The organism is Caminibacter profundus (assembly GCF_054657155.1).
Window position 1 is genome coordinate 90,155 of sequence record NZ_BAAHXC010000001.1, and the last position, 24,828, is coordinate 114,982.

The 24,828-nt window shown below is 27.7% G+C and carries 24 protein-coding genes; 19 read left to right on the plus strand and 5 right to left on the minus strand.

The features are described 5' to 3' along the window. Window positions 1–9: 9 nt before the first annotated feature. The 3 genes from ACYQ1U_RS00520 to ACYQ1U_RS00530 are packed head-to-tail and all read right to left on the minus strand — an operon-like array spanning window position 10 to window position 3,110. Entirely contained in the window at window positions 10–1,185 is a 1,176-nt protein-coding gene (locus ACYQ1U_RS00520; protein ID WP_459883232.1) for a sulfate adenylyltransferase, read from the minus strand. Continuing rightward, window positions 1,163–2,020: a response regulator gene (locus ACYQ1U_RS00525; protein WP_459883233.1), complete on the minus strand. Its 858-nt coding sequence runs from the start codon at window positions 2,018–2,020 to the stop codon at window positions 1,163–1,165. The genes ACYQ1U_RS00520 and ACYQ1U_RS00525 overlap by 23 nt, the downstream gene beginning before the upstream one ends. Further along, window positions 1,995–3,110 (minus strand): bifunctional 2-C-methyl-D-erythritol 4-phosphate cytidylyltransferase/2-C-methyl-D-erythritol 2,4-cyclodiphosphate synthase, encoded by a 1,116-nt coding sequence (locus ACYQ1U_RS00530; RefSeq protein WP_459883234.1) that lies wholly within the window; start codon window positions 3,108–3,110, stop codon window positions 1,995–1,997. The genes ACYQ1U_RS00525 and ACYQ1U_RS00530 overlap by 26 nt, the downstream gene beginning before the upstream one ends. A 260-nt stretch (window positions 3,111–3,370) precedes the next feature. On the opposite strand from ACYQ1U_RS00530, the gene thiC reads away from it, so the two are divergent. Together thiC and ACYQ1U_RS00540 are read left to right on the plus strand one after the other, a co-directional pair. Continuing rightward, window positions 3,371–4,744, plus strand: coding sequence for a phosphomethylpyrimidine synthase ThiC (gene thiC, locus ACYQ1U_RS00535; RefSeq protein ID WP_459883235.1), 1,374 nt, complete (start codon window positions 3,371–3,373; stop codon window positions 4,742–4,744). Window positions 4,745–4,840: 96 nt separating this feature from the next. Next, complete coding sequence (locus ACYQ1U_RS00540; protein WP_459883236.1) at window positions 4,841–5,959, plus strand: Mrp/NBP35 family ATP-binding protein; 1,119 nt, start codon at window positions 4,841–4,843, stop codon at window positions 5,957–5,959. On the opposite strand, the gene ACYQ1U_RS00545 is transcribed toward ACYQ1U_RS00540, so the two are convergent. Then, window positions 5,956–6,816, minus strand: a complete 861-nt coding sequence (locus ACYQ1U_RS00545; protein WP_459883237.1) for a class I SAM-dependent methyltransferase — start codon at window positions 6,814–6,816, stop codon at window positions 5,956–5,958. The two genes, ACYQ1U_RS00540 and ACYQ1U_RS00545, sit on opposite strands and share 4 nt — an antisense overlap. Window positions 6,817–7,043: 227 nt before the next feature. Between ACYQ1U_RS00545 and ACYQ1U_RS00550 the strand changes: the two genes are divergently transcribed. From ACYQ1U_RS00550 to ACYQ1U_RS00630, 17 genes are all read left to right on the plus strand, one after another. After that, entirely contained in the window at window positions 7,044–7,316 is a 273-nt protein-coding gene (locus tag ACYQ1U_RS00550) for a hypothetical protein (protein WP_459883238.1), read from the plus strand. A gap of 49 nt (window positions 7,317–7,365) precedes the next feature. Then, window positions 7,366–7,617: a hypothetical protein gene (locus ACYQ1U_RS00555; RefSeq protein ID WP_459883240.1), complete on the plus strand. Its 252-nt coding sequence runs from the start codon at window positions 7,366–7,368 to the stop codon at window positions 7,615–7,617. A gap of 101 nt (window positions 7,618–7,718) precedes the next feature. Then, window positions 7,719–8,078, plus strand: a complete 360-nt coding sequence (locus tag ACYQ1U_RS00560) for a hypothetical protein (protein ID WP_459883241.1) — start codon at window positions 7,719–7,721, stop codon at window positions 8,076–8,078. Between the two features lie 67 nt (window positions 8,079–8,145). Beyond that, on the plus strand, window positions 8,146–8,322 hold the full coding sequence (locus tag ACYQ1U_RS00565) for a macro domain-containing protein (protein WP_459883243.1): 177 nt from the start codon (window positions 8,146–8,148) through the stop codon (window positions 8,320–8,322). Between the two features lie 45 nt (window positions 8,323–8,367). Beyond that, window positions 8,368–8,634, plus strand: a complete 267-nt coding sequence (locus tag ACYQ1U_RS00570) for a macro domain-containing protein (protein ID WP_459883245.1) — start codon at window positions 8,368–8,370, stop codon at window positions 8,632–8,634. A gap of 392 nt (window positions 8,635–9,026) precedes the next feature. Continuing rightward, window positions 9,027–9,782 (plus strand): hypothetical protein, encoded by a 756-nt coding sequence (locus ACYQ1U_RS00575; RefSeq protein WP_459883246.1) that lies wholly within the window; start codon window positions 9,027–9,029, stop codon window positions 9,780–9,782. Window positions 9,783–9,917: 135 nt separating this feature from the next. Further along, window positions 9,918–12,179 (plus strand): PD-(D/E)XK nuclease family protein, encoded by a 2,262-nt coding sequence (locus ACYQ1U_RS00580; protein WP_459883247.1) that lies wholly within the window; start codon window positions 9,918–9,920, stop codon window positions 12,177–12,179. A gap of 1 nt (window position 12,180) precedes the next feature. Further along, window positions 12,181–14,835: a RecB-like helicase gene (locus tag ACYQ1U_RS00585; RefSeq protein ID WP_459883248.1), complete on the plus strand. Its 2,655-nt coding sequence runs from the start codon at window positions 12,181–12,183 to the stop codon at window positions 14,833–14,835. Window positions 14,836–14,837: 2 nt separating this feature from the next. Further along, window positions 14,838–14,990, plus strand: coding sequence for a lipid-A-disaccharide synthase (locus ACYQ1U_RS00590; RefSeq protein WP_459883250.1), 153 nt, complete (start codon window positions 14,838–14,840; stop codon window positions 14,988–14,990). After that, window positions 14,987–16,039, plus strand: coding sequence for a lipid-A-disaccharide synthase (gene lpxB, locus ACYQ1U_RS00595; RefSeq protein WP_459883251.1), 1,053 nt, complete (start codon window positions 14,987–14,989; stop codon window positions 16,037–16,039). The genes ACYQ1U_RS00590 and lpxB overlap by 4 nt, the downstream gene beginning before the upstream one ends. Next, window positions 16,036–16,521, plus strand: coding sequence for a transcription elongation factor GreA (greA, locus tag ACYQ1U_RS00600; protein ID WP_459883253.1), 486 nt, complete (start codon window positions 16,036–16,038; stop codon window positions 16,519–16,521). Before lpxB ends, greA begins: the two co-directional genes overlap by 4 nt. A 38-nt stretch (window positions 16,522–16,559) precedes the next feature. Further along, on the plus strand, window positions 16,560–16,988 hold the full coding sequence (dut, locus tag ACYQ1U_RS00605) for a dUTP diphosphatase (protein WP_459883255.1): 429 nt from the start codon (window positions 16,560–16,562) through the stop codon (window positions 16,986–16,988). A gap of 255 nt (window positions 16,989–17,243) precedes the next feature. Beyond that, window positions 17,244–18,227: an N-acetyl-gamma-glutamyl-phosphate reductase gene (argC, locus tag ACYQ1U_RS00610; RefSeq protein WP_459883256.1), complete on the plus strand. Its 984-nt coding sequence runs from the start codon at window positions 17,244–17,246 to the stop codon at window positions 18,225–18,227. A gap of 204 nt (window positions 18,228–18,431) precedes the next feature. Further along, window positions 18,432–19,127, plus strand: a complete 696-nt coding sequence (locus ACYQ1U_RS00615) for a UDP-2,3-diacylglucosamine diphosphatase (protein ID WP_459883257.1) — start codon at window positions 18,432–18,434, stop codon at window positions 19,125–19,127. Beyond that, window positions 19,111–20,070, plus strand: coding sequence for a chemotaxis protein CheV (locus tag ACYQ1U_RS00620; RefSeq protein WP_459883259.1), 960 nt, complete (start codon window positions 19,111–19,113; stop codon window positions 20,068–20,070). Before ACYQ1U_RS00615 ends, ACYQ1U_RS00620 begins: the two co-directional genes overlap by 17 nt. 3 nt (window positions 20,071–20,073) lie before the next feature. Then, window positions 20,074–22,440, plus strand: coding sequence for a hybrid sensor histidine kinase/response regulator (locus ACYQ1U_RS00625; protein ID WP_459883261.1), 2,367 nt, complete (start codon window positions 20,074–20,076; stop codon window positions 22,438–22,440). Window positions 22,441–22,449: 9 nt separating this feature from the next. Continuing rightward, the gene (locus tag ACYQ1U_RS00630; RefSeq protein ID WP_459883263.1) at window positions 22,450–22,971 is read left to right on the plus strand and encodes a chemotaxis protein CheW; all 522 of its coding nucleotides are present in this window, start codon (window positions 22,450–22,452) and stop codon (window positions 22,969–22,971) included. Here ACYQ1U_RS00630 and speA read toward each other — a convergent pair. Next, window positions 22,968–24,797 carry a biosynthetic arginine decarboxylase gene (gene speA / locus ACYQ1U_RS00635; RefSeq protein ID WP_459883264.1) on the minus strand — a complete coding sequence of 610 codons (1,830 nt, stop codon included), beginning with the start codon at window positions 24,795–24,797 and terminating at the stop codon, window positions 22,968–22,970. The two genes, ACYQ1U_RS00630 and speA, sit on opposite strands and share 4 nt — an antisense overlap. Window positions 24,798–24,828: the final 31 nt, after the last annotated feature.

The following is a 24,828-nucleotide window of genomic DNA, read 5'->3' on the forward strand; positions in this document are numbered from 1 at the left end:
TTTAAACCTTTATGTAAGAGAACTTGTCTGATACAGTTTCATTAAAGCTATATAGAAATCTTCATCTGAACTTTCTTCAATTAAGCCTTTATTTGGTGAAATATCATAATATAGTTTTTGTAAGTTTTTAAATCTGTTTGGAAACATATGAGCTAAATATTTTGCACTTATCTCTTTTCTCATAAGGATAGTAGGCGGCATAAGACCAGTTTTTATAAGTTCAAATATTGAATCACTATGATAGCTTATATGATGATGGCTGCCATGAGGACATGAATTTACACTAACTATTGTTTTGCATTTTTCACAATAGACATATTCATTTATTGTTTCAACTTCAATGCCTAAATCCATACTATCAAAAATACTTTTTAAGTGGTTTGCTTCATAATAAATACCGAGTCCTTTGTGTGTTTGTCCCATAATAAATTTATTACATCCAAAATTTTTTGCTATTATTGCATCAAGTATTGCTTCATTTACTCCAGAAAAAATATAGGTATTAAGAAGAGGTACAACTAAAATTTTATCTTTAGGAAAATAATTTGTGATAATCTCATCTAATGCTTCATATCTTAATTTGTAAGGTATTTCATCTTCTTGGATATTTTTAATTAGAAATACTATTAATAAATCGTGTTTTTCAATAGCCATTCTCATTATTCTTTCATGAACCCTATGAATTGGTTTTGCATGCATTGTCATTCCAACAATTGAGCTTAAGTTTTTTATTTTTTCTTTTATAAAGTCCATTCTTTTTTTTATTCCAGTATCTTCTACCCAAAAATCTCCTGCTATTGCATAATGTCCTAACCTCTTTAGAGTTTTTGCTACTTGAGGGTAATTTTTTGCATCTGTTGTACCATAAATTGTTCTAATTCTCTCAAGTGGGTCAATTTCATAAATTTCTTCAACTTCTACTTCTCCTACTTTTTTGCGGTTACAAAAAAGATCTATTTTTTTTGGTTTTTGTTTTAAAACTTCTTCATTTTTTCTTCCAGCTGGAGCTAAAATGAATGAGAATGGAATAGGTTTATCTTTATATCTTTTTTTTTCGTTTGCTATTTTTGCTTCTTTGGAATTCATAAGCTTATCAATTGGGTCTAATAAGCCGGCTTGTACCATAGCAAGAGTTATCCAAGCTTCATTATCTATAAAAATTTTACTTTTGTTTAAAGATTCCATATTTTTTCCTTTTTTCCCATAAGCTCTTTCTACTGATACCAAGTTTTTTGCTAAGTTCAGTATCTGGATATTTATGTTGATGAGAAATTATTATAAATTTAATATATTCTTCAATACTTAAAATTTCCTCATCGAAAAAGTTTTTGGTATTTGCTTCAATTTCGAGAAACTTATTTATTTTATCGTAATTTTTAGGAAGAAGAATTATTGATTTAAATTTTGAGATATAGTTTAAAATTTCTTCATCTTCTACTTTCTCATAATTTAAGCAAAAATAAATTTTATCAAGACTATTAAATTTCTTTTTATTAAATTTTTGTAAATCAATAATTTCTACAATAGCACTTTCATTTTTTGCTACTTCATATATAAATTTTTCTACACTTTTTGATGGACTGGATTTTATGAAAATTGGGAAATGATATTTTGGAAGTGTTATTTCAATGTCTTTAAGTATAAAATCAATAAAGTTCTCAAGTTTTTTAACCTTTTCTTTAAGTAAATAATACTCTTGCAGATGTTTTATTTTTCTAATCAACTCTTCAATAGTAAAAGGTTTTTGAAGATAATCATCAGCTCCTAAATTTATAGGGTGAGTTACGTTTGAATATGTAACATATGGTACAAGAAGAATAATAATTTTATCTTTTTTTTCTTTTATAAGATTATCAAAATGACCTTGCAGATTTGTATTTACAATAAATACATCTGCTTCTTTTTCAATTACTTCATCATATGAGCCATAAATCTCACAATTTGCTTTTAATTTTTCAATTAAATTGTTTTGAATACTTTGAGCTAAGTAGAGTTCATTTTCTACTATTATAATCTTCATGCCAGTCCTTATATGTTAAATTTGCTGTTGCAATTACAGCTATTCCTTCGCCACGTCCAATAAATCCCATTTTTTCATTTGTGGTAGCTTTTATGTTTACTGGTGCGTTTAAAAGTTTAGTTAGGTTTCTTTGAATTTTTGTTTTGTAAACTTTTAGTTTAGGTTTCTCGGCTATTATACTTAAGTCTGCATTTATTATTTCAAAACCTGTTTTTTTAATGGTATTAATAACTTCTTTTAAAAGTTTTACACTAGAGATATTTTTGTATTTAGGATCATTATCTGGGAAAAACTCTCCAATATCTCCAAATCCAGCTGCTCCAAGCAAGGCATCAATTAAAGCATGGATAACTACATCTCCATCACTATGAGCTTTAAACCCATAATCTACATTAATCTCTACTCCCCCAAGTAACATTTTTTTATTTTCCTCAAACTTATGAGTATCATATCCATTGCCTGTGAATATTATTTTTTTAGGAGGTTTTAAGCAAGGTAAATCTAAATCTTTAAAATATGTAATTTTTTTACTCTCAGTACTTCCTAAAACATATTTAATTTGACCACCAATTTCTTCAATTAAAGCTCTTTCATCTGTGAAAATTTTATTGGTATTTAATGCTTTTTTTAATATTTTAGTGCGACTTAGTTGAGGTGTTTGGATTAATTTTACTTCATCTCTATTAATTGTTTTATTTTGGAAAACGATTGTATCAACTGGTTTTAGATATGGAACTGTACAGTCTGCTGGATTTTCTAAAAGCCTTAATACTATTTCTTTTGGTATACACGCTCTTGCTACGTCTGTTACCATTACATATTCTGTATCTACTAAACTAATAGCATTTTTTAGGCTAAGTTGTCTTTCTTTATCACCTGAAATAATTGTATACTCACTTAGTTTTTCATAAAGTCTAATTTCTTGTCTTTTTGCTGTAATTATTGTTTTTTTAAAGGGATAAAAACTATTTAATCTATCAGCAACAAATAACCAAAGAGGTTTGTTTTCAATTCTAATCCATTGTTTTTTTGTCTCATATTCAAACCTTGTAGAATTTCCAGCACTTAATACTATTAAAGTAACATCCAATGTGTTTCCTTTTGTAAAAATGTTACGATATTATACACAAAAATGTTACAAATAGTAAATTGTCTTAATTTAGAATTAATAATGAAGAATGCTAACTAACCCTTATTAACTTAGAACTTGGTTATATATTCGCTAATGTAGGCTAGGGTAGGTAAGTTTTACCATTCTTAGTTTCAATTAGCATAACTATTTGTTTTTTTAAGCTAACTTTAAGCTTTTTTGGTTAAATTCCGATAAAACACATCTTAAAAAGGAAGTTTATGAGAAAAGAATGGATTGAAAAAAGAAAAAATGATAGCGTTAGAACTCAAATGTATTATGCTAGAAAAGGCATTATTACTGAAGAGATGGAATATATTGCAAAAAAAGAAAACTTAGATCCTGAATTTGTAAGAAGTGAAGTGGCTAGAGGAAGACTTATTATTCCTGCAAATATCAATCATACTCACTTAGAACCTATGGCTATTGGAAGAGTGACTAAAACAAAAGTAAATGCGAATATTGGAGCTAGTGCCCTAGCAAGTGATATAGAAGAAGAAGTTAAAAAGCTTCAAACTGCAGTAAAATATGGAGCAGATACTGTAATGGATTTAAGTGCTGGGGCAAAAAATATGGATGAAATACGCGCAGCAATTATTAAAGCTTCTCCTGTTCCAATTGGTACAGTTCCTATGTATCAGATTATTGATGAGATTGAAGATGTTGAAAAACTTACATATGATGATATTTTAAGAGTGCTTGAAAAACAAGCACAGCAAGGAGTTAGTTACTTTACGATTCACGCAGGGTTATTACTTCGTCATATGCCTGAAATTGCTAAAAGAAAAATGGGGATAGTAAGTAGAGGAGGTAGTTTAACTGCTTCATGGATGTTAAAACATCATAAAGAAAATCCATTTTATACTATTTTTGATGAAATTCTTGATATTTGTAGAAGATATGATGTATCGCTTTCACTTGGTGATTCACTCAGACCAGGATGTCTTTATGATGCAAGTGATAAAGCACAGCTAGAAGAGTTAAAAGTTTTAGGTGAATTAACTGAGAGAGCTTGGGAGAAAGATGTTCAAGTAATGATTGAAGGACCAGGTCACGTACCTATTAATGAGATTGAAAGAAATGTAAAACTTGAACAAATTTATTGTCATGAAGCACCATTTTATGTATTAGGTCCATTAGTTCTTGATATTGGAGCTGGGTATGACCATATTGGAAGTGCAATAGGTGCTGCAATGGCTGCATGGTATGGTGTTAGTATGTTATGTTATGTTACTCCAAAAGAACATTTAGGACTTCCAAATGAAGAAGATGTTAGAGTTGGAATGATGGCATATAAAATAGCAGCACACGCAGCAGACATTGCAAGAAAAATTCCGGGAGTTAGAAAAGTTGATGATGAAATGAGTGATGCAAGATATAAATTTGATTGGAAAAAACAATTTGAATTAGCTCTTGATCCAGAAAGAGCAAAAGAATACCATGATGAAACACTTCCTCAAGAAGTATTTAAAGAAGCAGAGTTTTGTAGTATGTGTGGACCTAAGTTTTGTAGTTATAAAGTAACTCAAGAAGCTCTTAATAACTTTGACTGGGAAGAGTTTAAAAAAGAAGCAGCTTTAAAAATGGAAAATTGATAAAAAAGTTTTTTGAAAATTATCAGTATAAAGAGTAAAAAAACTTGACAAAAGTATGTAAAAGTTATATAAACTATAAAAAACTAAGGAGTTTAAGTGAAAGAAAAAATTCAAGAAGCCCTAAAAAAAGTTGTATATCCAGGGTTTAAAAAAAGTGTAGTTGATTTTGGATTTGTAAAAGAAATAGAAGTTAGTGAAGATGGCAAAAAAGCCATTATTACTTATCAAATTCCATCATCTGATGATGAAGTAGCTAATAAGTTAAATGATACTACTGTTGATGTATTAAAAGAAATTGGAGTTGAAGCTACTACTCAAATTATTAGACCTAAAAAACCAAGAGAGACTAGTTCACGCGGTGTAAATAAAATGCCTAGTGTAAAATCTTTTGTAATGGTTAGTAGTGGAAAAGGTGGGGTTGGTAAAAGTACTACTGCTGTAAATTTAGCGTTAGCTCTTAGTAAAGAGGGTAAAAAAGTAGGTATTTTAGATGGAGATATTTATGGACCGAATGTATCAAGAATGCTTGGAATGCAAGATAAAAAGCCAGAAGTAGTTGGAAATAAAGTAAAACCATTTGAAAATTATGGAGTAAAATTTATTTCAATGGCAAACTTACTACCTGAAGGAAAAGCACTTATGTGGAGAGGTGCAATGCTTGTAAAAGCATTGCAACAATTTATGGAAGATGTTGATTGGGGTGAGCTTGATATTCTTGTGATTGATATGCCACCAGGGACTGGTGATGCTCAAATGACAATGGCTCAACAAGTACCAGTAACTGCTGGAGTTGCAGTAACTACTCCTCAAACTGTTGCAGTTGATGATGCTAAAAGAAGTATGGATATGTTCAAGCAACTTCATATTCCAATTGCTGGAGTTATTGAAAATATGAGTGGATTTATCTGTCCTAATTGTGGTGAAAAATATGATATCTTTGGTAGCGGTGCAGCTGAAAAATTAGCAAATGATTATGATACTAAAATCCTAGCAAAAATTCCTATTGAACCTGCAGTTAGAGTTGGTGGAGATAAAGGTGAACCAATTGTAGTAAGTAGACCTGAAAGTGAGAGTGCAAAAGCATTTTCTAAGGCTGCAAAAGAACTTTTAGAATTTATTGATTATGTTCATTCTCAAGATTTAGCTGGAAATGAAATGATCCAACCAATTTATGGAGTAAATGGAACTCCTAGTGCTTGCAGTATGAATCATTAATTAAAGACCAAACTCTTAAGAGTAGAGTTTACATACTCTTTTGGGTTTGGTAGTTTCTTTTGAAATTTAAATCCACTATTTTTTTCTATCATTTCAATTAAGTCTTCATCATTGAAAGTAGGTGAATTAATACAAGCAAGAAGAGTTGTTTTTTTGTGAGAGAGCAAATGTAATTTTTTGATAATTTTAATATAGTCAATACTAGCAATAAAACTTCCTTTTTGATAAGTTGGTGGGTCTATTATAATAATATCGTAAGGTGCTTTTTTTTGAAGTTTTGAGAATGATTTTAATATGTTATATGGCCAAAATGAAATATTTTTAGTATTAAGGTTGTTTATCTGGTGATTTTTTAGTCCTGTAGCGAGTACTGATTTATTCATATCTACATTTATTATTTGTTTTGCGCCACCTTTTCTTGCAAAAAGAGAAAAACCACATGTATAAGCAAATAGATTTAGTATATTTTTGTCTTTTGAAATACTTTGTATATATTCTCTTCCAATTTTCATATCCCCAAAATATCCTATATTTTGATTATAAAAATTTATTAAAAATTTAAATCCATTTTCAATTGCATAGTGTTTTTCAGGTATTTCTCCTACATATGCAAAAGTTTCATTTGAATATCTTTTTTTTACAATAATTGTATTGTGGCGAGTATTGTTTATGTAATTTTTTAGATTTTCTAAAATCTCTTTTTCAAATGGGGTTTCTTCATAAAATTGCACAAATAGTATATTATCAATGCTATCAATTGTTAAAAATCTAAACTCTTCTTCTCCGCGTCCATGATATAATCTTTTGAATTCTTTAGTTAATTTTTGACTTTCTAAAAATGTAAGCAAACTTTTCAAATTTTTACCTTTTTTTAAAAGAATGTTAACAAAAAATTATAATCTTTCTAGGACTGTTGAATTTAAGACTTTAAATATAAAAATATAGCTGCTATTTATTAATTTTTGCTAATGCAATATTCCAATTTTGTTAGAAACTGCAACTTTTTTAATTATTCTTTTAAATAAATGCTTAAGAAAACTTTAAAGTTTTTGTGTGATACTGCAAAAAAAGAAAATGGGAAAGGATGAAAAAAATCTATTTTTCGAGTTTATTAGAGGAAAAATTTTCCAAAGATTTTGAAGCTATAAAAGAAGCTTTGAATAATCATAGTATTTCTTTTGAATTTATTAAAAACACAAAAGATATATGGTGCAGGGATTATATGCCGATTAAAATTAATGATGACAAATATGTTCAATTCAGATATGAACCTGACTATTTAAAAGGTTATGAAAATATTAAAACCAACCCGTTAACGTTTCATAAACAACTTAATTTAAATCACTGTAATCAGTGATATTAATATTGACGGGGGTAATGTTGTAAAGTATAAAAACAAAGCAGTAATGACGGATAAAATTTTCTCTGAAAATCCAAGTATTGAAAGAAACAAATTAATCGAAAAAATCAAAAACCTTTTAGAAGTTGATGAACTGATAATTATTCCTAAACAGCCTTGGGATATGTTTGGGCATACAGATGGACTTATAAGGTTTATTGATGAAAACACAGTGTTAGTTAATGATTTATCATTAGAAAGCAGAAGTTATACCAAATCCAAAATATCAAAGTTCTTAGATATTTTGGATTTGGTATAATTGTATAATTTCCTTGAAAATAAACAAGGAGCCTGAAAATAAAATTTGAAAACAAAAAAGAAATCTGTAAAAAACTCGGATATAACAATATAAAACCTTGTATGGAAAAATTAGAATATTTAGAAAAAAACGGAATTGAAAGTTTTTTAAAAACAAATTTTAAATATGACTTTATATTAGGAGTGGAATTGTTTTTGAAAAAGGTAATAGAGTTATGCGGTAATGATGAAGATATGAAAATTTTTGAAAAAGTAATAGAAAAATTAAGCAGAAAACCGGGATATTTATTTGTAAATACGAATTTCAAAAGAAGTCAAGAGCCTATATTCGTATTAGTCGTAATGGAAAGCAGAAGGAATTTAAGAATTGACAGAAAAGAATTTGAAAATAAAAAAGAAGAGCTTGAATATGTTAAAAACTATGTCCGAAACCATTATGAAAAAAAACAACGGAAAACTTGAATTGTGGGGCAAAATTCATAATTACATTTATAAAAGTGATTTGTGATTTAAAAAAAGGAAAGAGAAAATGTATAAAATCACAATAAAACAAGGAAATGTTGTATTAGAAAATGCAGATTTTATCGTAAATCCATCGAACACAAGTTTGGTGCTTGGGAGTGGAGTTTCAAGAGCTTTTAGATTGCATTGCGAAGTAGAATTACAAAAAGAGATGAAAAAATACGCACCGATTAAAAAAAAATGAAGTTGTTATAACTCCATCTTATGCAGATAATTACATGTTGCTATAATGGATTATAATTCAAAAAATCCAAATCCGACATATGAAGATATTAAAAAAACTCTTGAAGATGTTGAAAAAAGAGTATCATCATATGCTTTTTGTAAAATTGCTATTCCTTTAATCGGAACGGGTGTTGGAGGGCTTGATAAAAAAGAAATTATAAAAATTTATAAAAGTTTTTTTGAAAGAAAAATAAATTTTGATTGTGAAGTAATAATTTATGGCTATTCAAAAAATGATTATGAATTGATAAAAAGAATTTTTAAATGCTGATAAATGGCTTAAGATCGAAAAATTAAGGCTTAAAAAATTTAACAATTCCTATGAAAAGTAACATAACTTTTATAGATACAAAAAAAAACAAAAGGGGTTAAAAAAACGGATATTTAAACACTATATAATGAAGTATTATAAAAAGGAAAAAAATGCAAGTATTAGGAATTGAATTAGCTTTTAATGTAAATAAAAATGATTTTTATTATAGATTAATATGCTAAATGTTTAATAAAGGAATGGATAAAAGAGTATGAAAATTATTATTAGGATTCAATATTTTGGATTTCATTGTGATAAAAATAAATATAACGAATTTGATAAAAATGGAGAGATTATTGAAAAATAAACTGAAATTACAATATAGAAAATTTTAACACTAGGAGCAAGAGATGAAAAATCAATATTTTGGAGATATTCACGATTTTAAAAAATATACGATGTTAAAATGGTTTATGGAGAATTGCGATGAAAAGCTTTTAATTGCCTGGTATTTAACAAAAGATGATAAAATTAAAAAAAATGGAAATAAAAGGGAATATTTAAAAAAAGAAGATAAAGAATTTACTAAAAATAATATTTTAACTATATGTGATGATATAAAAATATTATTTGAATTTTTAAAAGAAAATCATCATAAAAAGAATGTAAAAATTCTTGAAGATAATGGTAATTTAATTGCTAAAAATGTAGAATTTTTTAGTAAAAATCTAGATAATTATGATGATAGAAGTGAATGGTTTGAGAAATTAAAAGATAGAGTAAAAGAGGCTGATATAGTTTTTGCGGACCCTGATAATGGAATTAAATTTGATAATAAAAAATCCAATAAACATATAAAACTTTGTGAAATAAAAGAATTATGGAAAATGAATAAATCATTAATAATATATCAGCATTTTTTAATGGTGGATCATAAAATATTAATGGCAGGTATAATTTGGAGATTATTTGAAGAATTAAAATATATTAAAAAGCCATTTATAAGTATTGTTTATTCAAAAGATGTTGCTAATATTTTTATATTACAAGAAAAACATAAAAAACAATTTGAACATTTAAAAAATAAAATTTTTGATTGTGCTAAAAAAATAGATAAACAGTTTTTAAAAGTTTTTGAATTTAATAGTGGTAAATTAAAAGGTTAGTTATTTTACCAATAAAAAAAGAATCCAATAATAAGATAAGAAATATCAAAACTAGGTAAATTTCCAGAAAAAGAGTTTTTGAAAAATGACGACTAGTGAGAAGATAAATATTGAATTATGTAATAAAGGATTTTTATGAATCTTCAAATCTTTACCACTTCAAGACAAATTAGAAAATGGCTTGAAAATAAAAATAATGAGTTTCTTGATAAACATTATACATTAGGGGAGTTTTTAGAAAAGATTATTGTAGTTGATGGTAAGAAGTTTATTGATAAAGACCTTAGAAAAAAATATCTTTTTGAAGCTATAAAAAAGGTGGATATTCATAAACTTGGTATAAGCAAGGAGTTTATAGATTTTTTTAATGATAGTAATTTTATTTTTTCATTTTTTAATGAGCTGTTTTTAGAGGATAGTGATATTGATAATGTTATTTTAAGTGATGTTTATTTAGATTATCAAGAGCATTTAGAAATTTTAAAAGAGATTAAAAAAAACTATGAAATTTTACTTGAAGAAAAAGGATATATTGATAGGTTCTTAGTAAGGGATTTTAGGATAAATAAGGGATTGCTTGATGGAGTTGAAAAAATAGAATTAAGGCTTGATGGGTATTTGACTAAGTTTGATATTAAAGTTTTAGAAAAAATTGAAATGCCAATTTTTATATATTTTAGTGTAGATAAGTTTAATAAATCTTTACTTCAAAAATCTTTAGGTGTTTTAGTTGAAGATAATAAAAAATATAAGTTTGATTTTCATAAAAAAGAGTTAATTGAAATAAAAACGAATAAAACTCAAGTAGATATTGATATAGCATACTTTAGCGAAAGATTAAGCCAGGTAAACTATGTTTTTGCCAAAATTGCTGAGTTTGTTGAAAGTGGTATAAGTCCAGAAAATATAGCAGTTATTTTACCGGATGAAAGTTTTAGTGAATATTTAAAACTATTTGATGAGCATAATAATTTAAATTTTGCAATGGGAGAGAGTTTTAGAAAAAGTAATCTTTACATAAAATTAAAAGCTATTTATGATTATTTAACTACTAAGGACGATGTTGCTTTAAAAAAATGTAAAGATGTTTTAGAAGAATTTGAAAGTAAAGATTTAATCGAATTTATAAGAGAAAAAGCGACTAATAAAGAGTTAAAGGTTATTGATGAGGAGCTCTTTAAATTATGTAGTTTTAAAAATATGTTTGAGAGTAAAAGGGAGTTTTTATATTTTGTACTTGAAAGATTAAAAGACAAAACTTTTGATGATGCGTTCAGCGGAAAAATTACTTGTATGGGGGTGCTTGAGAGTAGAGGTATAAAGTTTGATGGGGTGATTTTAATTGACTTTAATGAAGATATTGTGCCAAATGTCAGTGATAGTGACTTGTTTTTAAATACATTTATTAGAAAACTATCAAACCTTCCTACTCGTCAAGATAAAGAAAACTTACAAAAACACTACTATTATCAATTGTTAAGTAATGCTAAAAAAGTTGCAATTTGTTATGTTAGAAATGAAGAAAAAACTCCTAGTAGGTTTTTATATGAACTGAATTTAGATTTAGGAGTAAATGCAGATGAAATATACAAAGGAGTTTTTAAAATTTCAAAACAAAAAGAAATTATCAAATACGATGAAGAATTTGAAATTAAATATCCTCTATATCCTACAACACTTAAAACGCTTTTAGAGTGCCCTAAAAAGTATTATTTTTCAAAAATATTAGAAATTAAGAATGAAGAAAATGAAGATGAGTTTTTTGGAAATATTTTTCATAATTCTATAAAAAAGGTGGTTGATAATAAAGATAATATTAGAAGTTTTGAGGAATATTATAAAGCTTTGATGGAAGAAATCACATTTAAAATAAATGATAAAAAACTTCTTTTTGATGTACTTGTAAAGTGGGAAGAGAAGATAAAAAATTTTTGTAAGATAGATTTTGAAGAGATGAAATATTCAAAAAATGAAACTGAAAAAAATATTAGCTTTTTTTATGAGAATAAATATTTAGCAGCAAGAGTAGATAGGATTGATATTCAAAAAAGCCAAGTTGTTTTGATTGATTATAAAACATCTAAAAGTGCTTTAGAAGATGAACTTTTCTATCCTTATGAGTTTCAAACAACTTTTTATTATTTATGGGCAAAAGAAAACTTTATAGATTTTGAGATAAAAACTATTATTTGGGACTTACAAAACTCTAAAAAAATAGAAGGCAATATAAAAATTGAAGAGTTAAAAAAAGTACTAAGTAGCTTACCTAAACAAGTAAAAGAAGCAGAAGATATTGTAATAAAGATAATAGATAACAATAGAGAAAAAGAAGTTACTAAAAAAGCAAGCGATATTTGCAAATGGTGTGAATATAAAATTGCTTGCGGGAAGGATTAAAATGAAAAGACTTTTAGCGGTAAGTGCTAGTGCAGGAAGCGGTAAAACATTTAGGATAGCAAATAGATATATTTCATTATTAAATATTGATAACCCCTCAAATATAATTGCTATTACATTTACTAATAAAGCTGCAAATGAGATGAAAGAGAGAATTATAAAGTTTTTAAATGACCTTGGAAACGATGAGGCGGTTATTGAAATGATATGTAATGAAGTAAATTTAACTAAAGATGAGTTGCTTAAAAAAAAATCTATTCTTCTTAAAAAATTTTTAACGAATGATATTAGTATTCAAACAATTGATTCTTTTATAAATAAGATTCTTAGAAAATTTAGTTTTTATGCAGGAGTAAAGGCTAATTTTGATATAGGAAGTGATAATAAAGAACTTATTTTTAAAAATTTTCTTTTATCTTTAAGTGACTTTGAATTTAATGAATTAGTAAAAATTGCAAAACAAGAAGAAAAATTTTCTAGCTTAATAAATCTTTTTGAAAGTTTATATGAAAAAGATAAAGAGTTAAAAGAAATTAAAAGTGAAAAATTAAAAGTAAAAAGTGAGAGTGTTGAAAATATTTATAAAGAAATAGAAACAATTAAAAATAACTTTATTTTAGTAACAGATGAATGTAAGCAAGTTAACAATTTTTTTAAAAAAAATGTTTATGAGATGTTAAAAGTTAAAACAATCCCATCCTTTTTAGAAAAAGGAAGTTTAAAAAATGTTAGAGGATTTAAAAAGTGTTACGAAGAATGGATGGATGTAGAGTTTGAAAGATTAATAGAACTTATTAGAAAATTTTTTCTTTTAAAAGAAGAGCAGTTTTTTAAAAATCTTTTTTATTTTTATGAAAAATATAAGTCTGAGAAATGGAAATTCAAAAAAGAAGAAAATCTGCTTGATTTTAAAGATATTGAGCATTTAGTTTTTTATTTGCTTCAAGAAAAAGAGATTGATAGGGAGTTTTTATATTTTAGGCTTGATTCTAAGATAAATCATATTTTAATGGATGAGTTTCAAGATACTTCTGTTACTCAATGGGAAATTTTTGAACCACTTATAGATGAGATTGCAAGTGGAGTTGGAGTTAAAGAAAATAGGAGTTTTTTTTATGTAGGGGATGTTAAGCAAGCTATTTATAGATTTAGAGGAGGAGCGAAGGAGCTTTTTTTTGAGGTAGCTAAAAAATATAAAGATAGAGGAATCGAAATTGAAAGTTTAGATACCAACTATAGAAGTGATAAAAATATTGTTGAATTTGTCAATGAAAAATTTAACTTAAATGAAAAAGTGTATTCAAGTAAAGATGGATATGTAGAAGTTGATGAAATTACAAAAGAAGATGCTTTTGAGAAAATGTATGAAAAAATAGAGATGTTAAATGCAAAAGGAGTAGAGGATAGAGATATTGCTATTTTAGTATATAAAAATGATGATATTTTGGATGTTGGAGAGTTTCTTGAAAGTAAAGGTAAAAAAGTAGTCACTGCAAAAAAAGCTAAAGTTATTAGCCAGCCTTTTGCTAAAGCTGTAATTTCTCTTATGAAATATTTAAATAATAAAAACCGAATTCATAAACTAAATTTTCTTTCATTAATTGGTAAAAAATGGAATGATGAAGAGTTTGATATAAAAATTACTAGACCTATTTTAATGATAAAAGAGATAATGGATAAATATGATTTAACAGATGAATCTACTCTAAAACTACTTGAATATTCAAGAGTATTTGATACTTTAGATGATTTTGTAGAAGAGATTGATAATTACGATGAAGAATTGCCTCTTAAAGAATTTGATGGAATTGTTGTTATGACTATACATAAAAGTAAGGGACTTGAATTTCCTCATGTGATAGTAATGGATAGACTTAGCAAGGAAAATTCAAATAAAAGCAATATTTTATATTACTATGAAGATGCAAAGTTAAAGAAAATTAAATTAAAAATTCAAAATAGGGAGTTTGTGGATAGTGAGTATAAATATATTAAAGAAAAAGAAGATGTTCTTGAATATGAAGATAAAAAAAATGTTGAATATGTGGCTTTTACACGAGCAATTCATTCGTTAATTATTTTAAAAAGAGCTGAATTAACTAAAACAGGGAAATCATATTCAGCATTTGTAACTAATCTTGAAAAAATGAAAAAAGGGGAAATTGTTGCATCTCAAAAAAAAGAAAAAAAATTAGTAATGCCAAAAAAATGGAGTATTAAAAATTATGGCATCCAAGAAGTTTTAATCCAAGAAGAAGAGTATAAACCAAATGATTATGAAGCAATTTATTTTGGTAATGCAATTCACTATGCATTCGAGTGTGAAGATATAGAGGCAGTCAGAAACCATTTTGGGGATTTTTGTGATATTGAAGAGGTTAAAAAACTATATATAAAATCAAAAGAGAAGTTAAGTAGTGGTAAAAAAGAAATACCTTTTATTTATGAAAAGAAAGTTGGAAAGATAGACTTGCTTATTGAAAAAGAGGATGAAATTGTTATAATTGATTATAAATCAACTAGACCTAATGATGAAAGAGGATATATTAAACAGGTTGAACATTATATTAGTTTTGTAAAAAGCTTAACTTCTAAAAAAGTAAAAGGAAAATTATTTTATGTTGATAGTTTAGAGTTTAGAGAGATAAAGGAATAATAATGTGTATGCAAACTAAATTTGGTTGTTGTTTAATTGATGGAAAAGTAATTGAAAAAAATGTAAAATTAAAACCTACCAAACTAGCCAAAAATGAAAAGTTAAAGAATAAAAAAAGAAAAACAATTTATCAAGTAAAAGTGGAGTTTGAATGAAATTATTAGTATCTGCAATAGAACCAAGTGCAAACTTGCATTTAAAATTTATTTTAAATGAACTTAATAAGTTCCAAGTTCCGGGTTCCAATTTTCAAGTAGATATTATAGGAGTGTTTGATAAATCGCTTGGTGAGCCTGTAATTGACAGCAATGAATTTAATGTAATGGGTTTTTTTGATGTCTTGCCAAAAATTAATTTAGCTAAGAAAACTATTGAAAAATTAGTCGAAATGTCAAAATATGCTGATAAAGTTCTTTTAATAGATGCTCCATCATTTAATCTTAGACTTGCAAAAAAGATAAAAAAGCTAAATCCTGATATTAAAATCATTTATTATATTTTGCCAAAAGTATGGGCTTGGAAAAAAGGCAGAATAAAAGAAGTTAATAAATATATAGATAAAAAAGCTTATATTTTTCCATTTGAAAAAGAGTTTTGGAGAGATGGAATTTATGTTGGAAATCCATTACTTGATGAAATTAATGAGTTTCGAGATAATAAAACTTATGGAAATGTTGCTTTTTTGCCAGGAAGTAGGGTTAGTGAAATTAAATCTTTGATGCCAGTTTTTAAGGAATTAGCAAAAAAAATAGATAAAAAACCTTTGCTTGTTGTGCCTGAAATTTATAAAAAAAGAATAAAAAACATATATGGAGATGTAAAAGAATTTGATATAATTTTCAATACCCACGAAGCTTTATTAAAAAGCGATTTTGCATATATATGTAGTGGTACTGCTACTCTTGAGGCCGCAATAATAGGAACGCCTTTTGTTTTAATGTATAAAGCAAGGCATTTTGAATATTTAATAGCAAAAAGTTTAGTTAAATTAAATTATGTAGGGCTTGCAAATGTTATTTTTGAAAGAGAGAATTTAAGCGAATTTCATAAAGAGTATTTGCAAAAATTTGATATTAATGAACTTATTAATGATTATAAACAAAGCAGTTTAGAAGAATTTCAAGAAAAATCACAAAAACTTAGGAAGATATTAAAATATGGTAGTGCAAAAAATATGCTAAATTTGTTAAAAGGAGAGTTATGAAAGAACCAATGACTAAATATGGATATGAAAAACTAAGTAAAGAACTTGATTATTTAAAAACAGTAGCAAGACCTGAAGTTGCAAAAGAGATAGATTCTGCAAGAGAACTTGGAGATTTGAAAGAAAATGCAGAATATCATGCGGCAAAAGAAAAACAAGCTCATATTGAAAGAAGAATAGCAGAACTTAGCGATATTTTATCTAGAGCAGTAGTAATAGATCCTAAAGCTCATGCACATGATCGTGTAGCATTTGGTAGTACAGTATATTTAATTGATGTTGATACAGATGAAGAGGTTAAATATACAATTGTAGGGGCTCCTGAAGCAGACCCTGAAAAAGGACTAATATCTTATCATTCTCCTCTTGCAAAAGCACTAATTGGAAAAGAAGTTGGAGATGAAGTTGAGGTAAACTTACCTGGAGGTGTTAAAGTATATGAGATTGATAATATATGTTTTGAAGATATCTGCTTTACTTAAAAGATTCAAAAGTTTAAAATGAAAAGTGAAGGATAATAATGGTTTTAAAGATTAAGAAGTTAAATGAAGAAGCTAAAATTCCAGCATATCAGAGTGAAGAGGCAGCTGGGTTTGATTTGCATTCAATTGAAGATGTTGTCATAAAGCCAGGGGAGAGAAAACTTATAGGCACAGGACTTGCTTTTGAAATTGAAAAAGGGTATGAAGTTCAAATTCGCCCTCGCAGCGGCCTTGCTTTTAAACATGGAATAACTGTTTTAAATTCACCAGGTACTATTGATAGTGATTATAGGGGTGAAATAAAAGTTTTATTAATAAATCTTGGAAATGAAAAATTTGAAATAAAAAAAAGTGATAGAATTGCTCAAGCTATAATTTCGCCGATTATCCAAGCTGAAATTATAGAAGTAGATAGTTTAAGTGATACAAAAAGGGGTGCTGGAGGTTTTGGAAGCACGGGAGTGTAATTAAGTTCCAAGTTCCGGGTTCCAAGTTCCAAGTGGAAAGTGAAAAATGAAAAGTGAGCTAAGCGAACCCGACACTAGGTATTAGGGGTATTAGAGGTATTAAAGTTATTGGAGGTATTATAGGTATTATAACCTCTACAACCTATACAATTTCTACTAACCTCTAATACTTCTACTAACCCCTACTAACTTTTACCAATGTTTGGTGGTCGGATATAAAGTTAAAAGTAGAAATTTGAAAATGGAGAGTGGAGAATGAAAAAGATAAAAACGGCAATTGTAGGAGCTAGCGGATATACAGGGCTTGAACTTATAAAAATACTCATTAACCATCCCTATTTTAATATCGAAGGACTTTTTGGAAGTGAGGGAGGTGAAAGGATAGAAGATATTTATCCATCACTCAAAGGAGTGTTTGAAGCTGAAATTAAAAAGACTGATATTGATAAATTAAAAGAGTTTGATTTAGTATTTCTTGCAGTTCCTCATAAAACTGCAATGTCTTTAGTAAAGGATCTTTATGGTAAAACAAAAATAGTTGACTTTTCGGCAGATTATAGGCTAAAACAAAAAAATTATGAAGACTATTATTGCCCTCATATAGATCCTGTTAATCTAGAAAATTCAGCTTATGGACTACCTGAGATTTTTAGAGAATATATAAAAAATAAGAGCTTAATTGCAAATCCTGGATGTTATCCTACTGCTACTATTTTAGCATTGTATCCATTCATTGAGTTTATTGAAGATGGTGTTTTTGTTGATGCAAAAAGTGGAGTAAGTGGTGCTGGAAAAAAATTAAGTGCTACAACTCATTTTGTAAAAGATAATGAAAACTTTTTTGCTTATAATCCAATTAAACATCGCCACTCAATTGAAATAAAAGAAAAAACTGGATTAAATGTAACATTTGTTCCTCAGCTTCTTCCAATTACAAGAGGTATGCAAATTAGTATTTACGCAAAATTAAAGAGTGATATTGATCCAATTGAAATATTAAAAGAAAAATACAAAAATGAAGAGTTTATAAGAATTTTTGATAAACCAGTTGAAATTAAGCAAGTAGCTGGTACTCACTTTTGTGATATTTTTGCTATGAAAAATGAGAATATGCTTTTTATTAATAGTGTAATTGATAATTTATTAAGAGGCGCATCGTCTCAAGCAGTTGCAAATGCTAATTTGATGTTCGGGTTTGATGAAGGGCTAGGACTTCCTAAAATAGCATATGTTCCGTAAAAGGTTAGTAGGGGTTAGTAAAGGTTGTAGGGGTTGTAGAGGTTAGTAGAGGTTAGTAGAGGTTAGTAGAGGTTAGTAGAGGTTAGTAGAGGTTAGTAGAGGTTAGTAGAGGTTATATCCCCAACACCTCCAAAATCTCTAATACTCCTAATACCTATACTAACCTCTACTAACCTTTAACACTTTAAATTGGAGAATTTGGAATTGAGAATAGAGAATATAGAATTAAAGGAAAATGCTGTTATAATTGCTGATGTGCATTATAAAAAAGGAGATACTCTTTTTTTAGAACTTTTAAAAGAATGGAGTAAAAACCCTCCTCCTCAAGTTTTTTTTCTTGGAGATATATTTCATCTTCTTTTGCCTTTTGACTTTTTAATTAACTATAATAAAGATGCAATAGAACTTATAGATACTCTTTCTCAAAAAACAGAAGTTTTTTATACACCTGGTAATCATGATTTTAATATTGAGAGTATTTTTACAAATGTAAAAATAGCTGATGCGTTTGTTGATGAAAAAAAGTCTATTTTTTTAACTCATGGTGATTTAACTGATAAGGACTTTTTTTATAAAATTTATGTTAAAGTGATTAGAAACAGTTTTATCAATCAAATATTAAATTTATTGACTTTTAACTTTGTAAATAATTGGTTATTTAGAAAAATTTTGAAAAAAATTATAAAATGTAACAAAATTTCTTATTTTAAAGAGAAAGTATTTTCTAAAACTGCCGATATAAAATATAAGATAATAATTGAAGGGCATTATCATCAACATATAAATTTTGATTTTGGTGATAAAAAATACTATAATTTAGGGGCTTTTGTGTGCAATAAAAGCTATGCAGTATATAAAAATAACTCTTTAAAGGATAAAACCTATGACGCTAGAAGATAAAACTTTAAAAGTAGGTTCAAACGAGCTTGAGCTTGTAGATTTTAGATTATATAAAAAAGAGCCTAATGGGACTATATATGAGGGAATATATGGAATTAATGTAGCTAAAGTTAGAGAAATTATCAAAATGCCCGAACTTACAGAACTTCCAGGAAGTGAAGATTATGTTGAAGGAATTTTTGATTTAAGAGGCATGGTAGTGCCTGTTGTTGATTTAGCTAAATGGATGAAAATTAATGTACCAAGTGAAAAAGAAGCTCCTATTAAAAAAAGAGTAATTATTACAGAGTTTAATAATATACTTATAGGTTTTATAGTACATGATGCTAAAAGAATTAGAAGAATTTCTTGGTCTGATATAGAACCAGCGAACTTTAATACAAGTCATGGAAAACTTGATAAAGGTAAAGTTACTGGAATCACAAGAATAGAAAATGGTGAAATTCTTTTAATTCTTGATTTAGAAAGTATAGTAGAAGAGATGGGATTTTTTGAATCAAATCTTGAGATTGATGAAGATAGACTTGAAAAATTTAGTGGTATTGTGCTTCTAGTGGATGACTCTCCAACAGCTAGAAGAATAGAAAAAGAAGCACTTGAAAGAATGGGATTTGAAGTAATTGAAGCTACAAATGGAGAAGAAGGTTTACAAAAACTTGAGGAATTATCCGCTCTTTATGGTGAAAACCTTGAAAATAAACTAAAACTTATACTTAGTGATATTGAGATGCCAAAAATGGATGGATATCATATGGCGGCAAGAATCCATGCAGATAAAAGATTTAAAAATATACCTTTAATATTCTCTTCATCTATTTCAGATGCGTTTAGTGATGTTAGAGGAAAAGAAGTTGGAGCAGAAGGATACCTTGTTAAGTTTAATCCTGATAAGTTTTATAGAAAAATTGCAGAAGTTTTGAAAAATCATAATAAAGAAGGATAAAAGATGGATGATTTAATGGAATTATTAGATGACTTCTTAGTTGAAGCATTTGAAATGATTGAGGAAATGGATAATGATTTGATTGAGCTTGAAAATAATCCTGATGATTTAGACCTTCTTAATAAAATTTTCCGTGTAGCGCATACTATTAAAGGAAGTGGTAGTTTTTTAAATTTTGATAAATTAACACACTTAACTCATCATATGGAAGCTGTTCTTGATAAAGCAAGAAAGGGTGAATTAAAAATTACTCCTGAAATAATGGATGTAATATTAGAATCAATTGATGCTATGAAAGCTATTTTAGAATATATAAGAGACTATAAAACTGATGAAGCACCGGATATTGATATAGAACCAATTGTTAAAAAACTTGATGCGATAGTAAATGGTACTTTTGACGGTGGAGAGTCTAAGAAAGAAGAAAAGAAAGAAAGTTTAAATTTAGAAGAAATTTCTATTGAGAATATTGATGAAATTGATTTAGACTCTCTTCCGCCAGAAGAACTTGATGCAATACTTGAAAAACTTGTAGAAGAAGTAAATAAAAGTGATGTTGAAGAAGATAAAGAGCCTAAAGAGGATGAAGAAAAAGAAGACCAAAAAGGAAAAGAAAGCGAGGAAGAAAAAGAAAGTAAAGAAGAAAAAGAAGGAGAGAATCTACCTCAAAAAGAAGAGAAAAAAGAAGTAGCAACTGCAGCTAATAAAGATATTCAACAAGCTAAAAAAGATATGAAAAAACAGATTGCAAGTGTTAAAGAACAAACAATAAGAGTTGATGTAAAAAGATTAGATCAACTTATGAATTTAATAGGGGAACTTGTACTTGCAAAAAATAGGCTTATTAAAATATATAATGATGTAGAAGAAAGATATGAGGGTGAGAAATTCTTAGAAGAACTTAATCAAGTAGTATCAAGCATTTCGATTGTAACAACTGATTTACAAATTGCTGTAATGAAAACTAGAATGCTTCCTATTGGAAAAGTATTCAATAAATTCCCTAGACTTGTAAGAGACCTTGCAAGAGAACTTGGTAAGAAAGTAAAATTAATAATTGAGGGTGAAGACACTGAACTTGATAAATCTATTATCGAAGAGATTGGTGACCCACTTGTACATATGATTAGAAATGCGGTTGACCATGGAATTGAATCACCTGAAGATAGAGTGAAAAAAGGAAAACCAGAAGAAGGTACGATTTGGCTAAAAGCATATAATGAAGGAAATATGATTGTAATTGAAATAAAAGATGACGGTAAGGGAATGGACCCAGAAAAACTTAAACAAAAAGCAGTCGAAAAAGGTATCATTACACCTCAAGAAGCTGAAAATATGAGTGATAAAGAATCTTTTATGCTTGTATTTAAGCCAGGCTTTTCTACGGCAGAAAAAGTTACAAATGTTTCAGGTCGTGGTGTTGGAATGGATGTAGTAAAGACTAATATAGAAAAGTTAAATGGTATTATTGAAATTGATTCGATTCCAGGAAAAGGAACTACAATTAAACTTAAAATTCCTTTAACTCTTGCTATTATTCAAGCATTACTTGTTGCTTCTCAAGAAGATTTATTTGCAGTACCTTTATCAAATGTTATTGAGACAGTTAGAATTGTAGAAGAAGATATTTATACAATTGAAGGAAAAAGTGTTCTTAAACTTAGAGATGAAGTTTTACCTCTTGTTAATATGGCAGATATTTTTGAAATTGAAAAAATACTTGAACCAGAAAAGTATCTTTATGTAGTAATTTTAGGGCTTGGTGCTACTAAAGTAGGACTTATTGTAGATAGGTTTATAGGTCAAGAAGAGATAGTTATTAAATCTTTAGGAGAGTTTTTAAAAGGTCTTCCTGGTATTGCCGGGGCTACTATTAGAGGTGATGGTAGAGTTACATTAATTGTAGATGTAGCAAGTTTAATGAAACTAGCAAAAGAGACACACAATAAAAAGCTAGTAACAGATTCATTAAAAGAAGCTAAAAAGAGAAAAGAAAAACCAGAGGATTATATTGTATTGATTGTTGATGATAGTGCGATGGATAGAAAAATTATGAGACAAGCTATTGAGCCTTTAGGGGTTACTATAATGGAAGCAAAAGATGGAGTGGAAGCTCTTAACATGCTAAAACAAAATGATATCGATGCTATGCTTATTGATATTGAAATGCCAAGAATGGATGGATATACATTAGCTCAAGAGATTAGAAAATACAATAAATATAGAAATTTACCACTTATAGCAGTAACAAGTAGGACTACTAAAGCTGATAGAGTAAGAGGTGTTGAAGTAGGGATGAATGAATATATTACAAAACCTTATACTCAGGAATATTTACAAAATGTTGTAAGAAGAAATTTAAAATTATAAGGATAAAAAATGGGACTAGGTGATATTGTAAAACAACAAAAAGAACAACAAAAATCTTTAATGGAACCAGAAAACAAAAATAGAGAAGAAGTTGTTCAATTAGTAGGATTTGTAGTAGGAGAGGAAGAGTTTGCAGTACCAATTCTTTCAATTCAAGAAATCATAAAACCAATAGAATGGACAAGAGTACCTTTTGTACCTGATTATGTTTTAGGAGTATTTAACTTAAGAGGTAATGTGTTGCCTTTAATTGATTTAAGAAAAAAATTTAACGCAGCAAGTGATGATATAGATGAGAATACACGTTTTATTGTTATGAAAATAAAAGGAGAAGATGTAGCATGTGTAATTGATAGGCTTACATCTGCAATTAGAATTCCAAAAAAGGATATTTTACCTCCACCTGATACTTATCAAAATGAAGATGATATAATTGAGGGAGTTGGAAGACTAAACGATGGTAGAATTATTACTATATTAAAGGTAGATAACCTTATAAAAAGAGAAGAAATAGTCCCAAGTAGGGATTAATCGTTTTTTAAATAGACCATATCATTAAGAAGTAAGAAAAGTTCTCCTAATATTTCTTTTCTATTTTCTTCATCTTCTATAGCATTTTCAATGTTTGTTTTAAGTAATCTTTCAATTTCATCAATATCATAATCTAAATCTATTAGAATTTCTCTTATTTTTTGAGTCGGTTCTAAAAATTCTATTTCGTAATTGCCTTCACTATCAAAGTTTACTATAACTTCATTTGTATAACTAAATAGATTGTGCTTCATACCAAGAATTTCCTGATAAGCTCCAACTAAGAAAAATCCAAGATAATAGTCTTCTTTTTCTAAATCTACATCGTGAAGATAAAGAGGATATTCTTTGCTAAATGAAATTTCACCATCGCTATCGCAGGTTATATCCCAAATTGTTGCACTTCTATTTGGGGTAATATTTAGTTTTGTAAGAGGCATTATAGGAAATCTTTGACCTAATCCCCAAAAATCAGGTAAACTTTGAAAAATTGAAAAGTTAGCTAAATATTTTTCTTGAATTTTTTCGTTTATAGCTCTTAAATCTTTATTTTTAAAACCTTTAAGAGTAGCAAAAGTAATAGCTTTTTTTATTATTAAGTTTACTAAAATTTCACTATTACTTCTATCTATCAGGTCAATAAAACCAAGGTCAAACAGGGTAAGTAAGCTTTCAAAATGATCAAGTGCATCGTGAAAATACTCTATGTAGTTATTTTCATTAATACTTTTGTGTAAGTCTACTAACTCTTCTACCAAATCAGGGTTTTTTTCTTTGAGTTTGAGGGCTTTTTCTGTATATTCTTGTGAAAACAGTTCAATTACAGGAGCAACAAGTACTGTTGATGGAGAAGCGATAAAACGCCCACTCTCAGTGAAAATATCAGGCATTGGAACTTTCTTTTTGTTTGAAATTTCTTTTAATAAATATACGACATCATTGCTAAATTCTTCAATTGAGTAGTTTTTGTCTCTATAATTTTCCCATTGAGAATATTCAATAGCAAGACCGCCACCAATATTAATCGCACTTAAATTTTTAGCTCCTAAGTTTCTCAGATCCGCATATATATTTCCTGATTCTCTAATTGCTTTTTTAAGTGGTGATATGTCATTAATTTGACTTCCTATATGAAAATGTATCATTTTAAGAAAGCCTAGCATATTTTCTTTTTTGAGTCTATCCACCGCTTCAATAATTTCAGTAGAACTTAGACCAAATTTTGATTCAATTCCACCACTTTTTGCCCAAATACCTATACCACTTGTATGAAGACGGATTCTTATTCCAATATTAATAGGGATAGAGTCATATTCTTTGCTTACTTCTATAATAGATTCTAACTCATTAAGCCCTTCAATAGTAATAGTTACATCATATCCCATAAAACCTGCAATAAATGCAAGTCTTATCATATCTTTGTCTTTAAAACCATTAATAGTAATAGGCGCTTTTTTATTGTTATAAGCCATTGCTAAAATAAGTTCAGCCTTGCTACCAGCTTCAAGTCCATAGTTATACTTTTTTGCTATTTTTATTAAAGGCTTTAAGAATGTAGGAAATTGATTTACTTTTAAAGGGAATACAGCTTTAAATTTACCTTCATACTTAAACTCTCTTATAGCTTTTTTAAATGAATTATAAAGAGAATTTATCTGTTTTCTAATTAAATGGGGAAACCTAATTAGAATCGGTCCTTGAAAACCTCTCTCTTCAATTTCTTTTACTATATCTATAAGTGCCGGCTGATTTCCAAAATTTATTTTTAGCTTACCATTTTCTATAAAAAAATTATTTGCTCCCCAAATATCAATTCCATAATTCATTTTATACCTTTATTTTTAATTATTATTTTAA

What these genes read in the sequence shown, in the direction of transcription:
- ACYQ1U_RS00520 (WP_459883232.1), bottom strand. Translation starts at nt 1,185, where the DNA reads ATGGAATCTTTAAACAAAAGTAAAATTTTTATAGATAATGAAGCTTGG.
- ACYQ1U_RS00525 (WP_459883233.1), bottom strand. Translation starts at nt 2,020, where the DNA reads ATGAAGATTATAATAGTAGAAAATGAACTCTACTTAGCTCAAAGTATT.
- thiC (WP_459883235.1), top strand. Translation starts at nt 3,371, where the DNA reads ATGAGAAAAGAATGGATTGAAAAAAGAAAAAATGATAGCGTTAGAACT.
- ACYQ1U_RS00550 (WP_459883238.1), top strand. Translation starts at nt 7,044, where the DNA reads ATGAAAAAAATCTATTTTTCGAGTTTATTAGAGGAAAAATTTTCCAAA.
- ACYQ1U_RS00555 (WP_459883240.1), top strand. Translation starts at nt 7,366, where the DNA reads ATGACGGATAAAATTTTCTCTGAAAATCCAAGTATTGAAAGAAACAAA.
- ACYQ1U_RS00560 (WP_459883241.1), top strand. Translation starts at nt 7,719, where the DNA reads ATGGAAAAATTAGAATATTTAGAAAAAAACGGAATTGAAAGTTTTTTA.
- ACYQ1U_RS00565 (WP_459883243.1), top strand. Translation starts at nt 8,146, where the DNA reads ATGTATAAAATCACAATAAAACAAGGAAATGTTGTATTAGAAAATGCA.
- ACYQ1U_RS00570 (WP_459883245.1), top strand. Translation starts at nt 8,368, where the DNA reads ATGGATTATAATTCAAAAAATCCAAATCCGACATATGAAGATATTAAA.
- ACYQ1U_RS00575 (WP_459883246.1), top strand. Translation starts at nt 9,027, where the DNA reads ATGAAAAATCAATATTTTGGAGATATTCACGATTTTAAAAAATATACG.
- ACYQ1U_RS00580 (WP_459883247.1), top strand. Translation starts at nt 9,918, where the DNA reads ATGAATCTTCAAATCTTTACCACTTCAAGACAAATTAGAAAATGGCTT.
- ACYQ1U_RS00585 (WP_459883248.1), top strand. Translation starts at nt 12,181, where the DNA reads ATGAAAAGACTTTTAGCGGTAAGTGCTAGTGCAGGAAGCGGTAAAACA.
- ACYQ1U_RS00590 (WP_459883250.1), top strand. Translation starts at nt 14,838, where the DNA reads ATGTGTATGCAAACTAAATTTGGTTGTTGTTTAATTGATGGAAAAGTA.
- lpxB (WP_459883251.1), top strand. Translation starts at nt 14,987, where the DNA reads ATGAAATTATTAGTATCTGCAATAGAACCAAGTGCAAACTTGCATTTA.
- greA (WP_459883253.1), top strand. Translation starts at nt 16,036, where the DNA reads ATGAAAGAACCAATGACTAAATATGGATATGAAAAACTAAGTAAAGAA.
- dut (WP_459883255.1), top strand. Translation starts at nt 16,560, where the DNA reads ATGGTTTTAAAGATTAAGAAGTTAAATGAAGAAGCTAAAATTCCAGCA.
- argC (WP_459883256.1), top strand. Translation starts at nt 17,244, where the DNA reads ATGAAAAAGATAAAAACGGCAATTGTAGGAGCTAGCGGATATACAGGG.
- ACYQ1U_RS00620 (WP_459883259.1), top strand. Translation starts at nt 19,111, where the DNA reads ATGACGCTAGAAGATAAAACTTTAAAAGTAGGTTCAAACGAGCTTGAG.
- ACYQ1U_RS00625 (WP_459883261.1), top strand. Translation starts at nt 20,074, where the DNA reads ATGGATGATTTAATGGAATTATTAGATGACTTCTTAGTTGAAGCATTT.
- ACYQ1U_RS00630 (WP_459883263.1), top strand. Translation starts at nt 22,450, where the DNA reads ATGGGACTAGGTGATATTGTAAAACAACAAAAAGAACAACAAAAATCT.
- speA (WP_459883264.1), bottom strand. Translation starts at nt 24,797, where the DNA reads ATGAATTATGGAATTGATATTTGGGGAGCAAATAATTTTTTTATAGAA.